General features: G+C 74.0%; 15 protein-coding genes. 10 read left to right on the top strand and 5 right to left on the bottom strand.

Annotation, left to right across the window (positions count from 1 at the left end; genetic code table 11):
- Positions 1-25: 25 nt before the first annotated feature.
- Positions 26-1,174: an XdhC/CoxI family protein gene (locus tag ABZ898_RS24480; protein ID WP_361662734.1), complete on the top strand. Its 1,149-nt coding sequence runs from the start codon at positions 26-28 to the stop codon at positions 1,172-1,174.
- A 52-nt stretch (positions 1,175-1,226) separates the two neighbouring features.
- A complete protein-coding gene (locus ABZ898_RS24485; RefSeq protein WP_361662737.1) occupies positions 1,227-1,865 on the top strand; it encodes a LysE family translocator in 639 nt (212 codons plus the stop codon).
- Between the two features lie 9 nt (positions 1,866-1,874).
- Here ABZ898_RS24485 and ABZ898_RS24490 read toward each other — a convergent pair whose 3' ends face one another.
- The 4 genes from ABZ898_RS24490 to ABZ898_RS24505 all read right to left on the bottom strand — a co-directional run bounded on the left by ABZ898_RS24490 (position 1,875) and on the right by ABZ898_RS24505 (position 7,443).
- Positions 1,875-2,315, bottom strand: coding sequence for an SRPBCC family protein (locus ABZ898_RS24490; RefSeq protein WP_361662740.1), 441 nt, complete (start codon positions 2,313-2,315; stop codon positions 1,875-1,877).
- A 222-nt stretch (positions 2,316-2,537) separates the two neighbouring features.
- Positions 2,538-3,329 (bottom strand): serine protease, encoded by a 792-nt coding sequence (locus ABZ898_RS24495; protein WP_361662743.1) that lies wholly within the window; start codon positions 3,327-3,329, stop codon positions 2,538-2,540.
- Between the two features lie 234 nt (positions 3,330-3,563).
- A complete protein-coding gene (locus ABZ898_RS24500; RefSeq protein ID WP_361662746.1) occupies positions 3,564-6,401 on the bottom strand; it encodes an AAA family ATPase in 2,838 nt (945 codons plus the stop codon).
- Positions 6,402-6,588: 187 nt separating this feature from the next.
- Positions 6,589-7,443, bottom strand: a complete 855-nt coding sequence (locus ABZ898_RS24505) for a LuxR C-terminal-related transcriptional regulator (RefSeq protein ID WP_361662749.1) — start codon at positions 7,441-7,443, stop codon at positions 6,589-6,591.
- Positions 7,444-7,601: 158 nt separating this feature from the next.
- Here ABZ898_RS24505 and ABZ898_RS24510 point away from each other — a divergent pair, with 158 nt between their 5' ends.
- Complete coding sequence (locus ABZ898_RS24510; RefSeq protein WP_361662752.1) at positions 7,602-9,275, top strand: AMP-binding protein; 1,674 nt, start codon at positions 7,602-7,604, stop codon at positions 9,273-9,275.
- A complete protein-coding gene (locus ABZ898_RS24515; RefSeq protein ID WP_361662755.1) occupies positions 9,272-10,876 on the top strand; it encodes an AMP-binding protein in 1,605 nt (534 codons plus the stop codon). The genes ABZ898_RS24510 and ABZ898_RS24515 overlap by 4 nt, the downstream gene beginning before the upstream one ends.
- Before the next feature lie 195 nt (positions 10,877-11,071).
- On the opposite strand, the gene ABZ898_RS24520 is transcribed toward ABZ898_RS24515, so the two are convergent.
- The gene (locus ABZ898_RS24520) at positions 11,072-11,305 is read right to left on the bottom strand and encodes a hypothetical protein (RefSeq protein WP_361662758.1); all 234 of its coding nucleotides are present in this window, start codon (positions 11,303-11,305) and stop codon (positions 11,072-11,074) included.
- A gap of 180 nt (positions 11,306-11,485) precedes the next feature.
- Between ABZ898_RS24520 and ABZ898_RS24525 the strand changes: the two genes are divergently transcribed.
- The 6 genes from ABZ898_RS24525 (at position 11,486) to pucL (ending at position 16,505) form a co-directional block, all read left to right on the top strand.
- Complete coding sequence (locus ABZ898_RS24525) at positions 11,486-13,894, top strand: GH92 family glycosyl hydrolase (RefSeq protein ID WP_361662761.1); 2,409 nt, start codon at positions 11,486-11,488, stop codon at positions 13,892-13,894.
- 95 nt (positions 13,895-13,989) lie between these two features.
- Complete coding sequence (locus ABZ898_RS24530; protein ID WP_361662764.1) at positions 13,990-14,238, top strand: hypothetical protein; 249 nt, start codon at positions 13,990-13,992, stop codon at positions 14,236-14,238.
- A gap of 54 nt (positions 14,239-14,292) precedes the next feature.
- The gene (locus tag ABZ898_RS24535) at positions 14,293-14,604 is read left to right on the top strand and encodes a helix-turn-helix domain-containing protein (protein WP_361662925.1); all 312 of its coding nucleotides are present in this window, start codon (positions 14,293-14,295) and stop codon (positions 14,602-14,604) included.
- Positions 14,605-14,729: 125 nt separating this feature from the next.
- On the top strand, positions 14,730-15,233 hold the full coding sequence (uraD, locus tag ABZ898_RS24540; protein WP_361662767.1) for a 2-oxo-4-hydroxy-4-carboxy-5-ureidoimidazoline decarboxylase: 504 nt from the start codon (positions 14,730-14,732) through the stop codon (positions 15,231-15,233).
- A gap of 14 nt (positions 15,234-15,247) precedes the next feature.
- Positions 15,248-15,586: a hydroxyisourate hydrolase gene (gene uraH, locus ABZ898_RS24545; RefSeq protein ID WP_361662770.1), complete on the top strand. Its 339-nt coding sequence runs from the start codon at positions 15,248-15,250 to the stop codon at positions 15,584-15,586.
- A gap of 4 nt (positions 15,587-15,590) precedes the next feature.
- Positions 15,591-16,505: a factor-independent urate hydroxylase gene (pucL, locus tag ABZ898_RS24550; protein WP_361662773.1), complete on the top strand. Its 915-nt coding sequence runs from the start codon at positions 15,591-15,593 to the stop codon at positions 16,503-16,505.

Raw genomic sequence — 16,505 nt, forward strand, 5'->3', positions numbered from 1 at the left:
GAGCGATCCGTCAGGAGACCGACAGATGCTGGACATCGCCGAGGAACTGAACGCGTGGGCCGCCGGCGGCCGGGACTTCGCGGTGGCCACCGTGGTCGCCGTCAGCGGCAGCGCCCCGCGCCTGCCCGGCGCCGCCCTCGCGGTCGACGCCGGCGGCACCGCCGTCGGCTCGGTCTCCGGGGGCTGCGTGGAGGGCGCGGTGTACGAGATGTGCCGGCAGGCACTGGCCGACGGACGGCCCGTGCTCGAACGCTTCGGCTACGACGACCCCGACGACCAGGACGGCCTCGGCGCCGGACTGACCTGCGGCGGAACCATCGACGTCCTGGTCGTGCCGGTCCGCGCCCAAAGCCCGGACCGGCCGGTGCTCGCCGCCGCGCTGGCCGCCGCCGCGAACGGCCGGGCGGTCGCGCTCGCCCGGATCGTGGCCGGACCGCCCGCCCTGCTCGGCGGCACCCTCCTCCTTGACGGCGACGGCACCCGGCACGGCGGCTTCGGCGGCCACCCGGAACTGGACCGCACGATCGCCGCCGAGGCCGCCGCCTTCCTGGACGCGGGCCGCACCGGCACCGTGGAGGCGGGCGAGAGCGGCGCGCGCTGCGGGGCCCCCGTCACCGTCCTGATCGAGTCCGCGCTGCCCCCGCCCCGGATGATCGTGTTCGGCGCCGTCGACTTCGCGGCCGCGCTGGTCGGCGTCGGCAAGTTCCTCGGCTTCCATGTCACGGTGTGCGACGCCCGGCCGGTGTTCACCACCCGCGACCGGTTCCCCGAGGCCGACGAGGTCGTCGTCGACTGGCCGCACCGCTACCTGGAGCGCACCGCGACCGACGCCCGCACGGTGCTCTGCGTCCTCACCCACGACCCCAAGTTCGACGTACCGCTGCTCCGTCATGCCCTCGGCCTGCCGGTGGCCTACGTCGGCGCGATGGGCTCCCGCCGCACCCACCTCGACCGGCTGGAGCGGCTGCGCGAGGCGGGCGTCACCGACCGCCGGCTGGCCCGGCTGCGCTCGCCGATCGGGCTCGACCTCGGCGCCCGTACCCCCGAGGAGACCGCGCTGTCCATCGCGGCGGAGATCGTCGCGGCGCGGCGCGGCGGCGGCGGGACCTCGCTGACCGGCGCGCACACCCCGATCCACCACGACATCCCGCCGCGGGTGGCGTCACCGGCCTGAGCGCGCCGAAAAGCGCTTCCCGGCCGGACGGCCGCCGTGCTTGCATGACGGCATGCTCCCCGCCGACCGTCTGCTCGCCTTCGCCGCGATGTCCCTGCTGCTGATCGTGGTGCCCGGACCGAGCGTGCTGTTCGTCATCGGCCGGGCCCTCGCCCACGGCCGCCGCGCGGCGCTCACCACCGTCGTCGGCAACACGCTCGGCGCCTGCGTCCTCGTCGCCGCCGTGGCGCTCGGCGTCGGGGCGGTCGTGGAACGCTCGGTCCTCGCCTTCACCGCGCTCAAGCTCGCGGGCGCCGCCTACCTCGTGTACCTCGGCGTCACGGCGTGGCGCCGGCGCGGCTCGCTGCGGGGCGCGTTCGCCGGGGACGCCCCGGCGCACAGCGGGCCGCGCACCCTCTGGGACGGCTTCGCGGTCGGGGTGGCCAACCCCAAGACGATCGTCTTCTTCGCCGCCGTGCTGCCCCAGTTCACCGACCCCGCCGAGGGCCGGGTACCGCTCCAGATGCTGCTGCTCGGGCTGGTGTTCAACGTCATCGCCCTCACCTGCGACAGCGCGTGGGGGCTGGTCGCCTCCGCCGCGCGGCAGTGGTTCGCCCGCTCCCCGCGCCGGCTCGCCGCGGTCGGCGGCGCGGGCGGCCTCGCCATGATCGGCCTCGGCGTCACCGTCGCGGTCACCGGCCGCAAGGACTGAAGGCCCCGTTCACTCCTGCCTGAGCAGCCCGTTCACCACCCGTCCGAACATGGACTGGGCCGCGCCCGTCACCACGCCGTCGAAGGCGCGCGGCAGCCGGGCCACCCGCAGCTCCTCGCGCCACAGCACCCGGGTCCGCCCGCCGGGCCCCGGCCGCACCTCGATCTCCGCCCAGCCCAGGACCACCCGGCCGCGCTTCTCCAGGCGGCACAGCCCCGGTTCGTCGTCCTGCGGCGGACACCACACGGTGATGTCCATCGGATCGTCGAAGAGCAGCGGGCCGACCCCGGTCCGGGCGACGACGCGGGTGCCCACACCGGTCGGCGGGGGCGTGGCCACCGTCGTCCGGGTGAGCGGCACCAGGTCGCCGTGGCGGGGCCAGTCGGTGAGCCGCCGCCACGCCTCGTCGAGGGGGAGCGGGACCGTGCGTTCGAGCGAGAAGAGAGCCACACCACGATCGTAGGGAATCGCCGTCCGCCCGCCGGAGGTTCACCCCGGCGGGTCACCTGCCCGGTGGACGGACGGAAGTGCCACCGGCGCGCAGAGGGTCGCGCACGCCCACCGGCACGCCCCTCGCCGCGCGATTGGACAGGGAAGCGCTGCGGGCCGCTCGTGGTGGCTCGCAGCGCCCCCCTGGTCATGCACCCGAGCGCACTCGGGAAACCCTTCCGGTCACGAGTTGACCTGTGCGGTCACCAGGCTGGAGAAGGTGGTCAGCCGGGTGTAGACCCCCGGATAACCGGCCTCCGCGCAGCCCTCGCCCCAGGAAGTGATCCCTGCCAGGACGCCCCCGATGATCAGGGGACCGCCGCTGTCGCCCTGGCAGGTGTCGACGCCACCGGACGTGAGTCCGGCGCAGACCATGTCGGACTGGACGAAGTCCGAACCGTAGGAGGTGCGGCAACTGGAGTCGGACACCGTCGGCACGGTCGCGGTCCGCAGTTGGTTGGAGGAGCTGCCGTTCTCCGAGGTGGTGCCCCAGCCGAGGATGCGGGCCGTCGTGCCGGCCGCGTAGACACCGGTCTGGGAGGAGGAGACGTAGGACACCGGGGTGTACGGCATCGACGTCGACAGGGTCAGCACGGCCACGTCGTCGCCGTTGGTGGCGTCGGTGTAGTCCGGGTTGACCCAGATCTTGCTGACGCGGCTCACCGTGCCGTTGGTGCCGTTCAGATAGGTGCGGCCACCGACCACGCGGACGCTGCTCGTCGACTCGCCGACCATGCAGTGCGCCGCCGTGACCACCTTCTTGGCGGACACCAGGGTGCCGCCGCAGAACTGGCTGCCGGACGCGTCCGTGATCTGCATGACGTACGGGTACGCGGTCGTGGTGGTGGTCGTGCCGCCCACGATGGGCTGGGGCGCGGCGCTCGCCGCGGGGGCGGCCACGAGCGCGGTCGCCGCGGCGGCGGCGGTGGCCAGCAGCGTCGCGGCGGTCTTTCTGGCACGTCTGAGCCCGGACATGAGTCTCCTCAGGTGGGGTTGCCGGTGGGGGTCGCGCGGGTGTGGGGGTGGTGCACGGGACGGGGCACCCCCGGCTCCGGTGGAGCGGAGAGGGAGAGTTCCCGAACCCGTGTGCCCGGCGAGCGGCACGCCCCTCACGCTAGGACCCGGAACTCCCGCCTCCCAATGAGGGAACCCCCTAGGGGGCCGGGTGAGGGAAAACCCTCGGTCCGGCTCAGTTAACCGGGGGTGCCGTCACTTCGCGCGGCGACCTGCGGCCAATCGGACGATGTCCACCCGCGACCGGATGCCCAGCTTCCGGTAGACCCGTGTCAGCGTCGCCTCCACCGTCTTCACACTCACGAACAGCCGTGCCGCTATCTCCCGGTTGGTGGCGCCCTCCATCACCAGCGCGGCCACCTGACGCTCCATCGCGGCCAGTCCCGCCAGCGCGTCCTGCGCCTCCAGGGCGTCCGGCTCCGGTACGGGCGGTGCGGACTCGGGCGCGGTACGGGCCTCGTCCACCTGACGCAGCCACGGCAGTGCCCGGCAGCGCCGGAACAGCCGCGTCGCCTCGTCGTACCCGGTGCCCCTGCGGCGGGACCCCTCGGGGGAGCGGGCCCGCAGCTGGGCCAGGGCGAACGCGGCGCGGGCCGCCTCCAGCCCGTAGCCCAGCTCGGTGAGCCGGTCCTGAGCGGACGTCAGCCGGGTCAGCGCGCCCTCCCGGTCCCCGCGTGCCGCCCGTACGAGCGCCTCCGCGCGGTCCAGGACCGCCAGCACGCTGGCCCGGCCGAGCCGGTCGGCGTGCTCCCGGCTGGCGTCGATGACGTCCTGCGCCTCGGCGGGCTCCCCGACCCGGACCAGCGCCTCGGCGAGATCCCCGTGCCAGCGGCCGCGGGCCGGGTCGGTGATGCCGAGGTCCTGCTCCAGACGGCGTACCCGGCGCAGCGAACGGACCGTGCCCGCCGCGTCCCCCGCCACCAACTGGGCGTGACCGAGCGCGCCCAGCGCCCGCGAGAGATACATCTGGTCGCCGTCCTGCTCGGCATGGGCCACCGCCTCCCGGGCCAGTGCCAGCGCCGCCTCCACGTCCCCGCCGGACGCCTCGGCCAGCGAGGTCAGCATCGCGCAGGCGGTCTCCCCGATACCCGAGTCCCGCGCCAGCCGCAGGCTCTCCCGGGCCAGCTCCAGGGCGCGGCCGCAGTGCCCGGCGCGCAGTTCGGTCTCGGCGAGCCCGCGCAGGAAGTGCACCTCGCTCTCCACCGAGCCGCGCCGCCGCACCTCGCCCAGCAGCGCGGTCACCGTGCCGCGCGCCTCCGACAGCCGGTCGCCCATCACCAGCCAGCGGAACCGGGCGCTGCCCGCCCCGTTGTGATGACACGCCACCGAGGCGTCCTGCGGCTCGCGCAGGGCCCGCTTGATGGTGCGGGGCGCCTCCGGATGGCCCATCAGGGTCTCCGTCTGCGCCTGGAAGGCCAGAGCCAGCAGCTCGGTGCGCCGGTCCCCGGCGTGCGCGGCCAGCGCGGCCGCGTGCGCGGCGGCCGTACGGGCCTCGGTGAAGTCGCCCTGCACGATCAGCGCGCGCCAGGCGAGCTGGTAGTTGACCAGGCCCAGCAGCCGGGGGTCCTCCCCGGCGTCGGCCAGCGCCTGCGGGAAGACGGCGTCGACCTCGGCCATCGTGTGGCCGGCGGTGTCGATGACGACGATCCAGGCCCGTACCCGCTCGGCGGGCACGGCGGTGCGGCCCAGCACCTCGCGGGCGATGTCCCGGGCGAGGTCGACCTCGCCCGCGGTGATCGCGTCCTCGGCGGCGGTGAGCCGCCGCTCCTCCGGGCCGGGCGTGCCGTCGGCGGGGGTGCGGCGGGCGGCCAGCAGCCCGAGCTGGGCGGCCACGGAGGGCGCCCCTCGGTCGCGGGCGAGGGTCGCGGCCCCGGCGAGTCTGGCCGCCACCTCCGGGTCGGTCCCGGTGGTGGCCAGCGCCAGGTGCCGGGCGCGCTCGATCGGGTCGGAGGCGGCGTGGGACAGCGCCGCGTGCGCGGCCCGGCGCTCCGGCGCGGGTGCCTCGGCGTACAGGGCGGCGGAGATCAGCGGGTGCGCGAACCGCACGGCCGGGGCCTCCGGCTCGGTGGCCAGCAGCCCGAGTTCGGCGGCCTGGGCGCACTCCGCCTCGGCGTTCTCCCGGCCGGCCGCGTGCAGCAGGGCCGGGGTCGGGCGGGCGCCCGCGCTCGCCACCAGCAGGGTGCGGCGGGCCTCCACGGAGAGCATGTCCAGCCGGCTGAGCACCAGGGCGCGCAGCGAGGTCGGCACCGGCAGCGGCTCGCCCGGGCGGGGCGGGGTGGGGCTGTCGGCGAGCGCACGGCTCAGCTCCAGCGCGAACAGCGGGTTGCCGCCGCTGGTGCGGTGGACCTCGCGGACCGTGGAGCGGGGCAGCGCCCCGTGCCCCCGGTGGTCCAGCAGCCGCGCCACCTCGGCGCGGTTCAGCGGGCCCAGCCGTACGGCGGCCGTGTCGGGCGGGCAGGCGCGCAGGTGACGGTCGTACGCCTGGCTCTCCGGGCCCTCCGTGCGCACCGCGCACAGCAGTTGCACCGGCGTGCCCTCCAGGCGGCGGGCGGCGAAGCCGAGCAGTTCGGCGCTGGCCGGGTCCAGCCACTGGAGGTCGTCGGCGACGACGAGGACCGGGCCGCGCGCGGCGAGGGCGCGCAGCGCGGAGAGCACCGCGAGGCGCAGGGCGAGGCCGTCGCGCTGGAGGCTGGACTCGCCCCGGCCGGTGAGCGCCGACTCCAGCGCCGTCAGCTGGGCCGAGGGGAGCTGGGGCGCGATCTGGTCCAGCACCAGCCCGAGGAGGTCGGCGAGCGCCAGGAAGGGCAGATGGGATTCGGACTCGGTCGCCGAGCAGCGCAACACGGTGTGCGCGGTGGCGCCGTATTCCTCGGCCAATGCCCGCAGGAAGGTCGATTTCCCTATTCCGGCGGGGCCGTGCACCAGCACACTGCCGCCGGAGACGAGCTGTTCCTTCGCGTCGGCGAACAGATCCGCTCGGCCGATGAGCAGGTCGGGGCGGCATCGGGCAGGCTCCTGGAAGTCCCGTCGCACGGTCGCCCGCTCCCCTCGTGTGTCGTGTCCGGGCCAAATTCTAGGCAACGGAGCCCGGAATTCGGCCCGTAGTCGTGGTGAGGGAAATAACAGCTCGTCAGACATCGGCAAATTCAATCCGGGCGTATGTGAATGGCATGTTTCGGGGGCGGTTGCCGGAGGGTCCGGCCCGGCTCGCGGACGCCCCCTAGGGGAGGAGCCCGGCCCGCCGCGCCGCCGTCACCGCCTCCCCCCGGGTGTGTGCGCTCAGCTTCCGCATCGCCGCGCGCAGATAGCCCTTCACCGTCTCCGGACGCACCCCCAGCCGGTCGGCGACGGCCGCGTTGGTGGCGCCCGTCGCCACCCAGGTCAGCACGTCCAGCTCACGCGGGGCGAGCACCGGGCCGCCGGCCGGCGGCGGTGCCGTCAGCAGGCCGCAGGCCGCCAGCAGTTCGGCGCGCAGCTCCGGATCGGCGATGCGCGGGGCCAGCGCCCGCAACGCCGCGTGCGCCTCGCGCACCTGCTCCCGGCCCGCCCCCGGCTCCGGTACGGCGGGCGCGGCGGCCGGAGCCACGGGAGCGGCGGGCCGCAGCGCGGCCAGCATCCCCCGCGCCTCGTCCCGTACCGCGAGCGCCCGTTCGACCTCCCGCGCCGCCGCCACCGCCCCGCCCAGCGCCCGGTCCCCGAGCGGCTCGGCGGTGCGCAGCGCGCCGTACAGCACCCCGCGCACCCGGTGCCCGACCACCAGCGGCACCGCGAGCACCGAGCGCAGGCCCTCGGCGGCCACCGGCGCGTCGTACTCGTGGCTGATCCGCCGGGAACTGGAGTAGTCCGGTACCGCGCACGCCCGGCCCAGCGCCACCGCCCGGCCGCCCAGACCGGTGCCGGAGGTCACCACCAGCGAACGCAGCGCGGGGGTCGCCGTGCCGCTCAGCTCGCTGATCCTGATCTGCGCCGCGCCGGGGCCGACCGCCCCGCCGAACGCGACCGGCAGCCCCGTGGCCCGCCGCAGCCCCGCCAGCGCACCCCGGATCTCCGCCGTCGCCACGGCATCTGCTGCCACCTTCTCGCTCCTTCGTGCCGCCACCCCCGTTCGGGGGTGGTGAGACCCGCATCACGGATTAGACGATGGGGGAGAGCCGCCCGGCAATGGTCCGGGACGCGGGAGTGCACCCGAGAAAGCTCCGGCGGTGGACGGCCCCGGCAGCGAGGAGGACACGGATGACGACCCCCACGGAGCTGTTCCGCAGCGCCCGCGATTTCCTGCTGGAACACCGGGAGGACTACCAGGGTGCCTGTGACGGCTTCCGCTGGCCCGGGTTCGAGCACTTCAACTGGGCGCTGGACTGGTTCGACGTGATCGCGGAGGGCAACGACCGCACCGCCCTGCACATCGTCGAGGAGGACGGCACCGAGACTCGGCTCTCCTTCGCCGAGATGTCCGGCCGCTCGGACCGGGTGGCCACTCACCTCAGGGCACTCGGCGTCGGTGCCGGTGACCGGATTCTCGTCATGCTCGGCAACCAGGCCGAGCTGTGGGAGACCATGCTCGCCGCGATGAAGCTGCGCGCCGTGGTCATTCCGGCCACCCCGCTGCTCGGCCCCGCCGACCTGCGCGACCGGGTCGACCGGGGCGGGGTCGCGCACGTCATCGCGCGCGCCGAGGACACGGCCAAGTTCGACGAGGTGCCCGGCACCTACACCCGGATCGCGGTCGGCGGCCTGCCCGAGGAGGCGTGGGAGCCGTACGAGGACGCCTACGCGCTCCCCGCCGGGTTCCTGCCCGACGGCCCGACCCTCGCCGACGACCCGCTGATGCTGTACTTCACCTCCGGCACGACCGCCCGCCCCAAGCTGGTCGAGCACACCCACACCTCCTACCCGGTCGGCCATCTCGCCACCCTGTACTGGATCGGGCTGAAGCCCGGCGACGTGCACCTCAACATCTCCTCGCCCGGCTGGGCCAAGCACGCCTGGTCCAACCTGTTCGCGCCCTGGAACGCCGAGGCGACCGTCTTCGTCGTCAACTACTCCCGCTTCGACGCCGCCCGGCTGATGACCGAGATGGACCGGGCCCGGGTCACCACCTTCTGCGCGCCGCCCACCGTGTGGCGGATGCTCATCCAGGCCGACCTGACCCAGCTCGCCACCCCGCCCCGCGAGGCCGTCGCCGCCGGGGAACCGCTCAATCCCGAGGTGGTCGAACAGGTCCGGCGGGCCTGGGGGGTCACCGTCCGGGACGGGTTCGGGCAGACCGAGACGGCCGTGCAGATCTCCAACAGCCCCGGCCAGGAGCTGCGTTCGGGCTCCATGGGCCGGCCCAGCCCCGGCTACCGCGTCGAACTCCTCGACCCGGTCACCGGCGCACCCGGCGCCGCCGAGGGCGAGATCGCGCTGGACCTCGCCGCGCGCCCGGTCGGCCTGATGACCGGCTACCACGGCGACCCCGAGCGCACCGGCGAGGCGATGGCCGACGGCTACTACCGCACCGGTGACATCGGCTCCCGCGACGCCGACGGGTACGTCTACTACACGGGCCGCAGCGACGACGTCTTCAAGGCCAGCGACTACAAGATCAGCCCCTTCGAGCTGGAGAGCGCGCTGCTGGAGCACGAGGCGGTGGCCGAGGCGGCCGTCGTCCCCGCGCCGGACGAACTACGGCTCGCCGTACCGAAGGCGTACGTCGTCCTCGCCGAGGGCTGGGAGCCGGGACCCGGCACCGCCAAGGCGCTCTTCGAACACTCCCGCGAGGTGCTCGCGCCCTACAAGCGGCTGCGCAGGCTGGAGTTCGGGCCGCTGCCCAAGACCGTATCCGGCAAGATCCGCCGCATCGAGCTGCGCGAGGCCACGGCCGCGGGCTCGGCGGACGAGTACCGCGAGGAGGACTTCCGGTGACCCTCTCCTACACGCACGGCACCGGCGGCACCGCCCTGCTCGGTGACACCATCGGCGCCAGCCTCGCCCGTACGGCCGCCGCCTGGCCGGACCGGGACGCCCTGGTCGACATCCCCGCCGGACGGCGCTGGACCTACGCCGAGTTCGCCGCCGACGTCGAGCGGCTGGCGTGCGCCCTGCTCGCCGACGGGGTGGCCAAGGGCGACCGGGTGGGCGTCTGGGCGGTCAACCGGGCGGAGTGGGTGCTCGTCCAGTACGCCACCGCCAAGGTCGGCGCGATCATGGTCAACGTCAACCCGGCCTACCGCACCCACGAGGTCGAGTACGTCCTGCGGCAGGCAGGTGTCTCGCTGCTGTTCGCCTCCACCGAGCACAAGGGCAGCGACTACCGGGCGATGGTGGACGAAGTCCGCCCGAAGTGCCCGGAGCTGAAGCGGGCGGTGTACTTCGGCGACCCGGGCTGGGAGGAGTTCACCGCCCTCGGCGCCGAGTTCCCTGAAGAGGAACTGCGCTCCCGCGAGGCCGGGTTGTCCTGCGACGACCCGATCAACATCCAGTACACCTCGGGCACGACCGGCTTCCCGAAGGGTGCCACCCTCTCCCACCACAACATCCTCAACAACGGCTTCTTCGTGGGGGAGTCGGTCGCCTACACCGAGCAGGACCGGATCTGCGTGCCCGTGCCCTTCTACCACTGCTTCGGCATGGTCATGGGCAACCTCGCGGCCACCTCCCACGGCGCCTGCATCGTCATCCCGGCCCCGTCCTTCGAGCCGGCGGCCACCCTGGAGGCCGTCCAGCGGGAGCGCTGCACCTCGCTGTACGGGGTGCCCACGATGTTCATCGCCGAGCTGAACCTCCCTGGGTTCGCCGCGTACGACCTCTCCACCCTGCGCACCGGCATCATGGCGGGCTCGCCCTGCCCGGTGGAGGTGATGAAGCGGGTGGTCGCCGAGATGCACATGGCCGAGGTATCCATCTGCTACGGCATGACCGAGACCTCGCCGGTGTCCCTGCAGACCCGCGTGGACGACGACCTGGAGCACCGCACCGGCACCGTCGGCCGGGTCCTGCCCCATCTGGAGGTCAAGGTCGTCGACCCGGCCACCGGCGTCACCCTGCCCCGCGGCGAGGCGGGCGAGCTGTGCACCCGCGGCTACAGCGTCATGCTCGGCTACTGGGAGGAGCCGGAGAAGACCGCCGAGGCCATCGACACCGGCCGCTGGATGCACACCGGCGACCTCGCCGTCATGCGCGAGGACGGCTACGTGGAGATCGTCGGCCGGATCAAGGACATGATCATCCGGGGCGGCGAGAACATCTACCCGCGCGAGATCGAGGAGTTCCTCTACGCCCACCCCAGAATCCGGGACGTCCAGGTGGTCGGTGTACCGCACGAGCGCTACGGCGAGGAGGTCCTCGCCTGCGTCATCCCGCTCGACGCGGCCGACCCGCTCACGCTGGAGGAACTGCGCGCCTTCTGCCGGGAGCGGCTCGCCCACTACAAGATCCCGAGCCGGCTCCAGCTCATGGACGCCTTCCCCATGACGGTGTCGGGCAAGGTCCGCAAGGTCGAGCTGCGCGAGAACCGCGACGCCTGATCCGCTCGCGGGGCGCGGTCGCCCCCGTGGCCGTACGGCCGTGACCGCGCCCCACGATTCCCCCGTGGGCGAGGCCCGCCACCCCCGTCCCGGCGGGACCTCGCACCCTCAATCTGCCCCTGTGCGTGGGCGGTTGAAGCCTTTCCGGGGTTCTTCAGAGGTTGATTTGAGGTTGGCCCCGGCCGGCCCGCCGCCTCACAGCTCGTGCTCCGACAGCCCCGGCCAGTCGTCCGGCCCGCCGCCCTGCCAGTCGATCAGGTCGCTCTCCTCGACCTCGATGCGGTCGAGGTCGGCCAGCCGGAGGATCTCGATCACGTCGTCCAGGTGGGAGGCGAGCCCGAGTGTCACCGGCCCCTCGGTGACCCGGCGGGAGCCGTCCAGCGCCGGGGCGTGGACCACGATGTGCGGATACCGCGTCGGATCGGCCATGAGTTCAGCGTCCTGCGGAACGCCCGGCGCCGCTACTCGGACCGTACCCGGACCGGCGCCGGGCGCGGGCCGGGAATTCGCCCGGGTTTCACCGCACGCGCCCCCGGCCCCCTTCCGCCGTACGGTCGGGGCTTCTAACCTCACGGCGCCCGCGACCCCCGCAGAAAGGCGGCCCGACGCATGCGCCACGCCCTCCTCCGCGCCACGAGACGGCTCGGCACCACAGCGGCCGTCACGGCCGTGACCACCGCCCTCGCCGTGGCGGCCCCCTTCCCGGCCGTCGCGGCGGGCCCGCCGGAGCGGCCGTCCTCCCTGGTGGACCCGCTGATCGGCTCCGCGAACGGCGGCAACACCTTCCCCGGCGCCACCCTGCCCCAGGGCATGATCGCCTGGTCGCCCACCAGCACCACGGGTGACCAGACCAGCACGGGAGCGGCCAACGGGTACGCCTACAACACCACTCGGATACGCGGCCTCAGCCTCACCCATGTCAACGGCGCGGGCTGCAACCCCGGCGCGGCCGGGGACATCCCGATCATGCCGTTCACCGGCGACATCACCTCCTCCCCGTCCGCCGACACCAGGGACGCCCTCTACGCGGCCGACTTCTCCCACGCCGACGAGAAGGCCGTACCCGGCCGCTACACCCTCGGCCTCGCCTCCGGCGCCTCGGCCGACCTCGCGGTGAGCAGGCGGGCCGGGGTCGCCGACTTCACCTTCCCCGCGGACCGTCCGGCGAGCCTGCTCTTCCGCGTCTCCAACTCCCTCAACGGCAGCGAGGACGCGCACATCGACATCGACGCCGCCCATCAGAAGGTGACCGGCTGGGTGCTGACCGGCGCGTTCTGCGGCCGCCGCGCCAACGGCGGGACCAACAACCGCAAGAGCTACTACCGGCTGCACTTCAGCGCGTCCTTCGACCGCGCCTTCACCAGCACCGGCACCTGGCACGACGGCACCCTGTCGCCCGGCTCCACCACGGCCTCCGGCGGCGAGGGCTACGCCACGGGCGCCGACCGCGCCGGACGCGGCTCCGGCGGCTGGGTCGGCTTCGACCCGGCGGCTGACAACGATGTCCACATGCGGCTCGGCATCTCCTACGTCAGCCTCGCGGGCGCCGAGGCCAACCTCCGCCACGAGATCCCGGCGCGGGCGAGCGTCGCCGACGTGGCCGAGGCGGGGGCGCGGGCCTGGGACCGCGAGCTGAGCACCGTACGCGTCGAAGGAGGAAGCCCGGCCCGGCGTACCGCGTTCCACACCGCGCTCTACCACTCCCTCATGCAGCCCAACCTGATCAGCGACACCGACGGGCGCTACCGGGGCATGGACCAGGCCGTGCACCGGCTGGCGCGCGGGCAGGGGGCGCAGTACAGCAACTTCTCCGGCTGGGACCAGTACCGGGCGCAGGTCCAGCTGCTCGCGTTGCTGAGACCCACGGTGGCGGGCGACTTCGCCCAGTCGCTGTACAACTTCGCCCGGCAGAACGGCGGCGTCTGGGACCGCTGGGTGCACATCAGCGGCGCCACCCATGTGATGACCGGAGACCCGTCCGCCGCCACCCTGGCCACCTTCTACGCCATGGGGGTACGCAGCTTCGACCACCGGGGCGCCTACGCCTCCCTCGCCCGCCAGGCCACCGTCCCCACCCCGGACGGCCTCTCCGACGCGGGCTGCCCCGGCCAGTGCGAGGGCCAGCGTCCGGGCCTGGCGCAGTACTTGGTGTCGCACTACGCGCCCCAGGACGCCTGCCACTGCTGGGGCGGCGCGGCGGAGACCCTGGAGGACGCGGTCGCGGACTTCTCCCTGGCCCAGTGGGCGCGCGGGCTCGGCCGGGACGAGGACGCGAAGGTTCTCACCGACCGCGCGGCCTACTGGCGGAACGTCTTCAACCCCGCGACCGGTTACGTCCAGGCCCGCAAGCTCGACGGCAGCTGGGTGACGCCGTTCAACCCCGCGAGCGACCTCGGGTTCGCGCAGGGCACCAGCGCCACGTACACCTGGATGGTGCCGCACGACGTCCAGGGGCTCGCCGGCGCGATGGGCGGCCGGAGCGCGGCCGCGGCCCGGCTCGACGGCTTCTTCCACAACCCGGACGGCTCCTGGTCCGTACGCGGCGGCGACCCCCTGCGCTACGACCCCACCAACGAGCCCGGCATCCACGCCCCCTGGCTCTACAACGCGCTCGGGCAGCCCTGGAAGACCCAGGCGACGGTGCGCCGTGTCCTCGACACCGTCTACGGCACCGGCCCCGCCGGACTCCCCGGCAACGACGACCTCGGCACCATGTCCGCCTGGTACGTCCTCTCCGCCCTCGGCGTCTACCCGCGCACCCCCGGCAGCGCCGACCTCCTGCTCGGCGCCCCGCTGTTCCCGAGGGCGACCGTGGACCGGCCGGGCCCGGCCGACCTCGTCATCACCGCACCCGGCGCCGACGACACCCACGCCTACATCGCCGCGGCGAGCCGCGACGGCCACCCCCTCACCCGCTCCTGGCTCACCGGGGCCGAGGCGCTCTCGGGCGGCCGGCTGGACTTCACCCTGACCACCGAACCCGACACCGGCTGGGCGACGGAGGACCTGCCCGGATGACCTCACCGGCCCCGCGGGAGCCCCCCCCCCCCGCGGGGCCGGTGACGTCCCGGGGGCGTCCACTAAGGTCGTACGACCTAGACACGGGAGCACCGTTGAGACTGCGCGTGGAGTTCACGACCGAACCCTTCGACCTGGACGTGCCTCCCGGTCACGCCGTGGCGGCCCGCGAGGTCGTCGAGGGCGCCGGGCTGGACACCGTGGACGTGGGACCGTTCGGCACCATGGCCGAGGGCGGCGCGGACGGCGTGCTCGGTGCCGTGGACGCCCTGCTGCGGCGGAGCCTGGAGGCCGGGGCGACCCGGATATCCCTCCAGGTCAACGTGGTCGGGGAGGGCCGGTAGGTGGACGCCGAGGAGCAGCCCTTCGTCGCGGCCGTGAAACCCCTCGTGGACGCCATGGGCGGGGAGCTGCTCCCGCCCGGCGAGGCGGGGCCGGACGACGTGGTGCTGGCCTGGGAGGGCGCCGACGTGGTCGCCGTACGGCTGCCGCAGCTCGCCGACTCGCTCGACCGCATCCTGGCCGCCCTGGAGCGCCGGCACGGACGGCCGCTGGCCGACCTGGACCGCAAGTCCAAGCAGGAGGCCGTCCGGTCGCTGGAGGCGCGCGGGGCCTTCGCCGTACGGCACGGCGTGGAGACCGTGGCGGGGGCGCTCGGCGTCAGCCGCTTCACCATCTACAACTACCTCAACCGGGAGAAGGGCCGCTGAGCCGCGGCGGCCGTCCGGGGCAGGTAACCCAGAATTTTCAACAAAGTGTTGACGTGCCGTCGCCGTGAGGCGTTAGCTGACGGCACCCGTCCGGCACGACGGCCCTCGCGGCCACGGAGGCGCCCGTGACATCGCCCGCCACACCCCTGGCCCTGGCCAGGTTCAACGCCCTCGGGGAGGACGCGGCCCTCGCCGCCCTGCACGAGGTGTGCGCCTCCACCGCCTGGGCCCGCCTGCTCCTCGTCGCCCGCCCCTACGCCACCCCGGACGACCTGTACCTCGCCGCCGACGCGGCCCTCGCCGGACTCGGCGCCGACGACCTGGCCGAGGCGATGGCGGGCCACCCCCCGATCGGCCGCCCGAAACCCGGCGACCCCGCCTCCGCACGGGAGCAGCGCGGCATGGCCGGCGCATCCGACACCCTGCGCGCGGAGATGCTCGAACTGAACCTTGCCTACCAGGACCGCTTCGGCCATGTCTTCCTCATCTGCGCCACCGGCCTGACCGGGGAGGAGATGCGCGACGCCCTGCGGGAGCGGCTCGGCAACACGCCGGAGCGGGAACGGGAGACCGCCCGCGCGGAACTGGGCAGGATCAACCGCATCCGCCTCGCCCGCCTCGTCGCCTGAAGGACACCCGCCCCATGACCACCACCGCCTCCGTGTCCACGCACATCCTGGACACCTCGCTCGGCCGCCCCGCCCCGGGCGTCGCCGTCCGGCTCTCCGCGCGGACCGGGTCCGGCGCCGACTGGCAGCCGCTCGGCGGGGGGACCACCGACACCGACGGCCGCTGCCGGGACCTGCCGGCCCCGCCGGAGGGCACCGCCCACGTCCGGCTCGACTTCGACGTGGAGCCGTACCTGAGCGGGAGCGCGTTCTTCCCGGAGGTGACCGTCACCTTCGCCGTCCGGGCCGGGGAGCACTACCACGTCCCGCTGCTGCTCAGCCCGTTCGGCTACTCCGTATACCGAGGGAGCTAGCCCCATGGCAGAAACGTCCCGCCCGGCCGGGCCCGCGGTCCTGGCGCAGAACCAGTACGGCAAGGCCGAGAACCGGGTCGTCCGGATCACGCGCGACGGCGCCACCCACCACATCAAGGACCTCAACGTCTCCGTCACCCTGAGCGGCGACATGGACGACGTCCACTACTCCGGCTCCAACGCCCACGTGCTGCCGACCGACACCACGAAGAACACCGTGTACGCGTTCGCCAAGCGGTACGGCATCGAGTCCGCCGAGCGGTTCGGCATCCACCTGGCCCGGCACTTCGTCACCTCCCAGGAGGCGATCCGCACGGCCCGCGTCCGGATCGAGGAGTACGCCTGGGAACGGATCGGAGCGGAGGACGGCGGGCACTCCTTCGTCCGCGAGGGCCAGGAGGTCCGGCACACCCAGGTCTCCTACGACGGCACGGCCTGGCAGGTCGTCTCCGGGCTGGGGGGCCTGGTGGTGCTCAACTCCACCGACTCCGAGTTCTGGGGCTACGCCAAGGACGAGTACACCACCCTGCCCGAGGCGTACGACCGGGTGCTGGCCACCGAGGTGAACGCCCGCTGGCGGTACGGCTGGACGGGCGAGGGCGACGCGCCGGACTGGGACGCCTCCTACGCCGACGCCAGGCGCCACCTGCTGGAAGCCTTCGCCGGGACCTACTCGTACTCCCTCCAGCAGACCCTGTACGAGATGGGCGCGCGGGTGATCGGAGAACGCGCCGAGATCGACGAGGTCCGGCTCTCCCTGCCGAACAAGCACCACTTCCTGGCCGACCTGACGCCCTTCGGGCTCACCAACGACAACGAGGTGTACCTCGCCGCCGACCGGCCCTACGGCCTGATCGAGGCGACCGTCCTGCGCGAGGGCCGCGAGGCGGCGATCCCGGTGGACCTCACCAACCTCTGA

The organism is Streptomyces sp. NPDC046860, from assembly GCF_040645115.1.
GTDB lineage: Bacteria > Actinomycetota > Actinomycetes > Streptomycetales > Streptomycetaceae > Streptomyces.

Coding starts and splice junctions, on each gene's coding strand:
- ABZ898_RS24480 (WP_361662734.1), top strand. CDS start 26: ATGCTGGACATCGCCGAGGAACTGAACGCGTGGGCCGCCGGCGGCCGG.
- ABZ898_RS24485 (WP_361662737.1), top strand. CDS start 1,227: ATGCTCCCCGCCGACCGTCTGCTCGCCTTCGCCGCGATGTCCCTGCTG.
- ABZ898_RS24495 (WP_361662743.1), bottom strand. CDS start 3,329: ATGTCCGGGCTCAGACGTGCCAGAAAGACCGCCGCGACGCTGCTGGCC.
- ABZ898_RS24510 (WP_361662752.1), top strand. CDS start 7,602: ATGACGACCCCCACGGAGCTGTTCCGCAGCGCCCGCGATTTCCTGCTG.
- ABZ898_RS24520 (WP_361662758.1), bottom strand. CDS start 11,305: ATGGCCGATCCGACGCGGTATCCGCACATCGTGGTCCACGCCCCGGCG.
- ABZ898_RS24525 (WP_361662761.1), top strand. CDS start 11,486: ATGCGCCACGCCCTCCTCCGCGCCACGAGACGGCTCGGCACCACAGCG.
- ABZ898_RS24535 (WP_361662925.1), top strand. CDS start 14,293: ATGGGCGGGGAGCTGCTCCCGCCCGGCGAGGCGGGGCCGGACGACGTG.
- uraH (WP_361662770.1), top strand. CDS start 15,248: ATGACCACCACCGCCTCCGTGTCCACGCACATCCTGGACACCTCGCTC.
- pucL (WP_361662773.1), top strand. CDS start 15,591: ATGGCAGAAACGTCCCGCCCGGCCGGGCCCGCGGTCCTGGCGCAGAAC.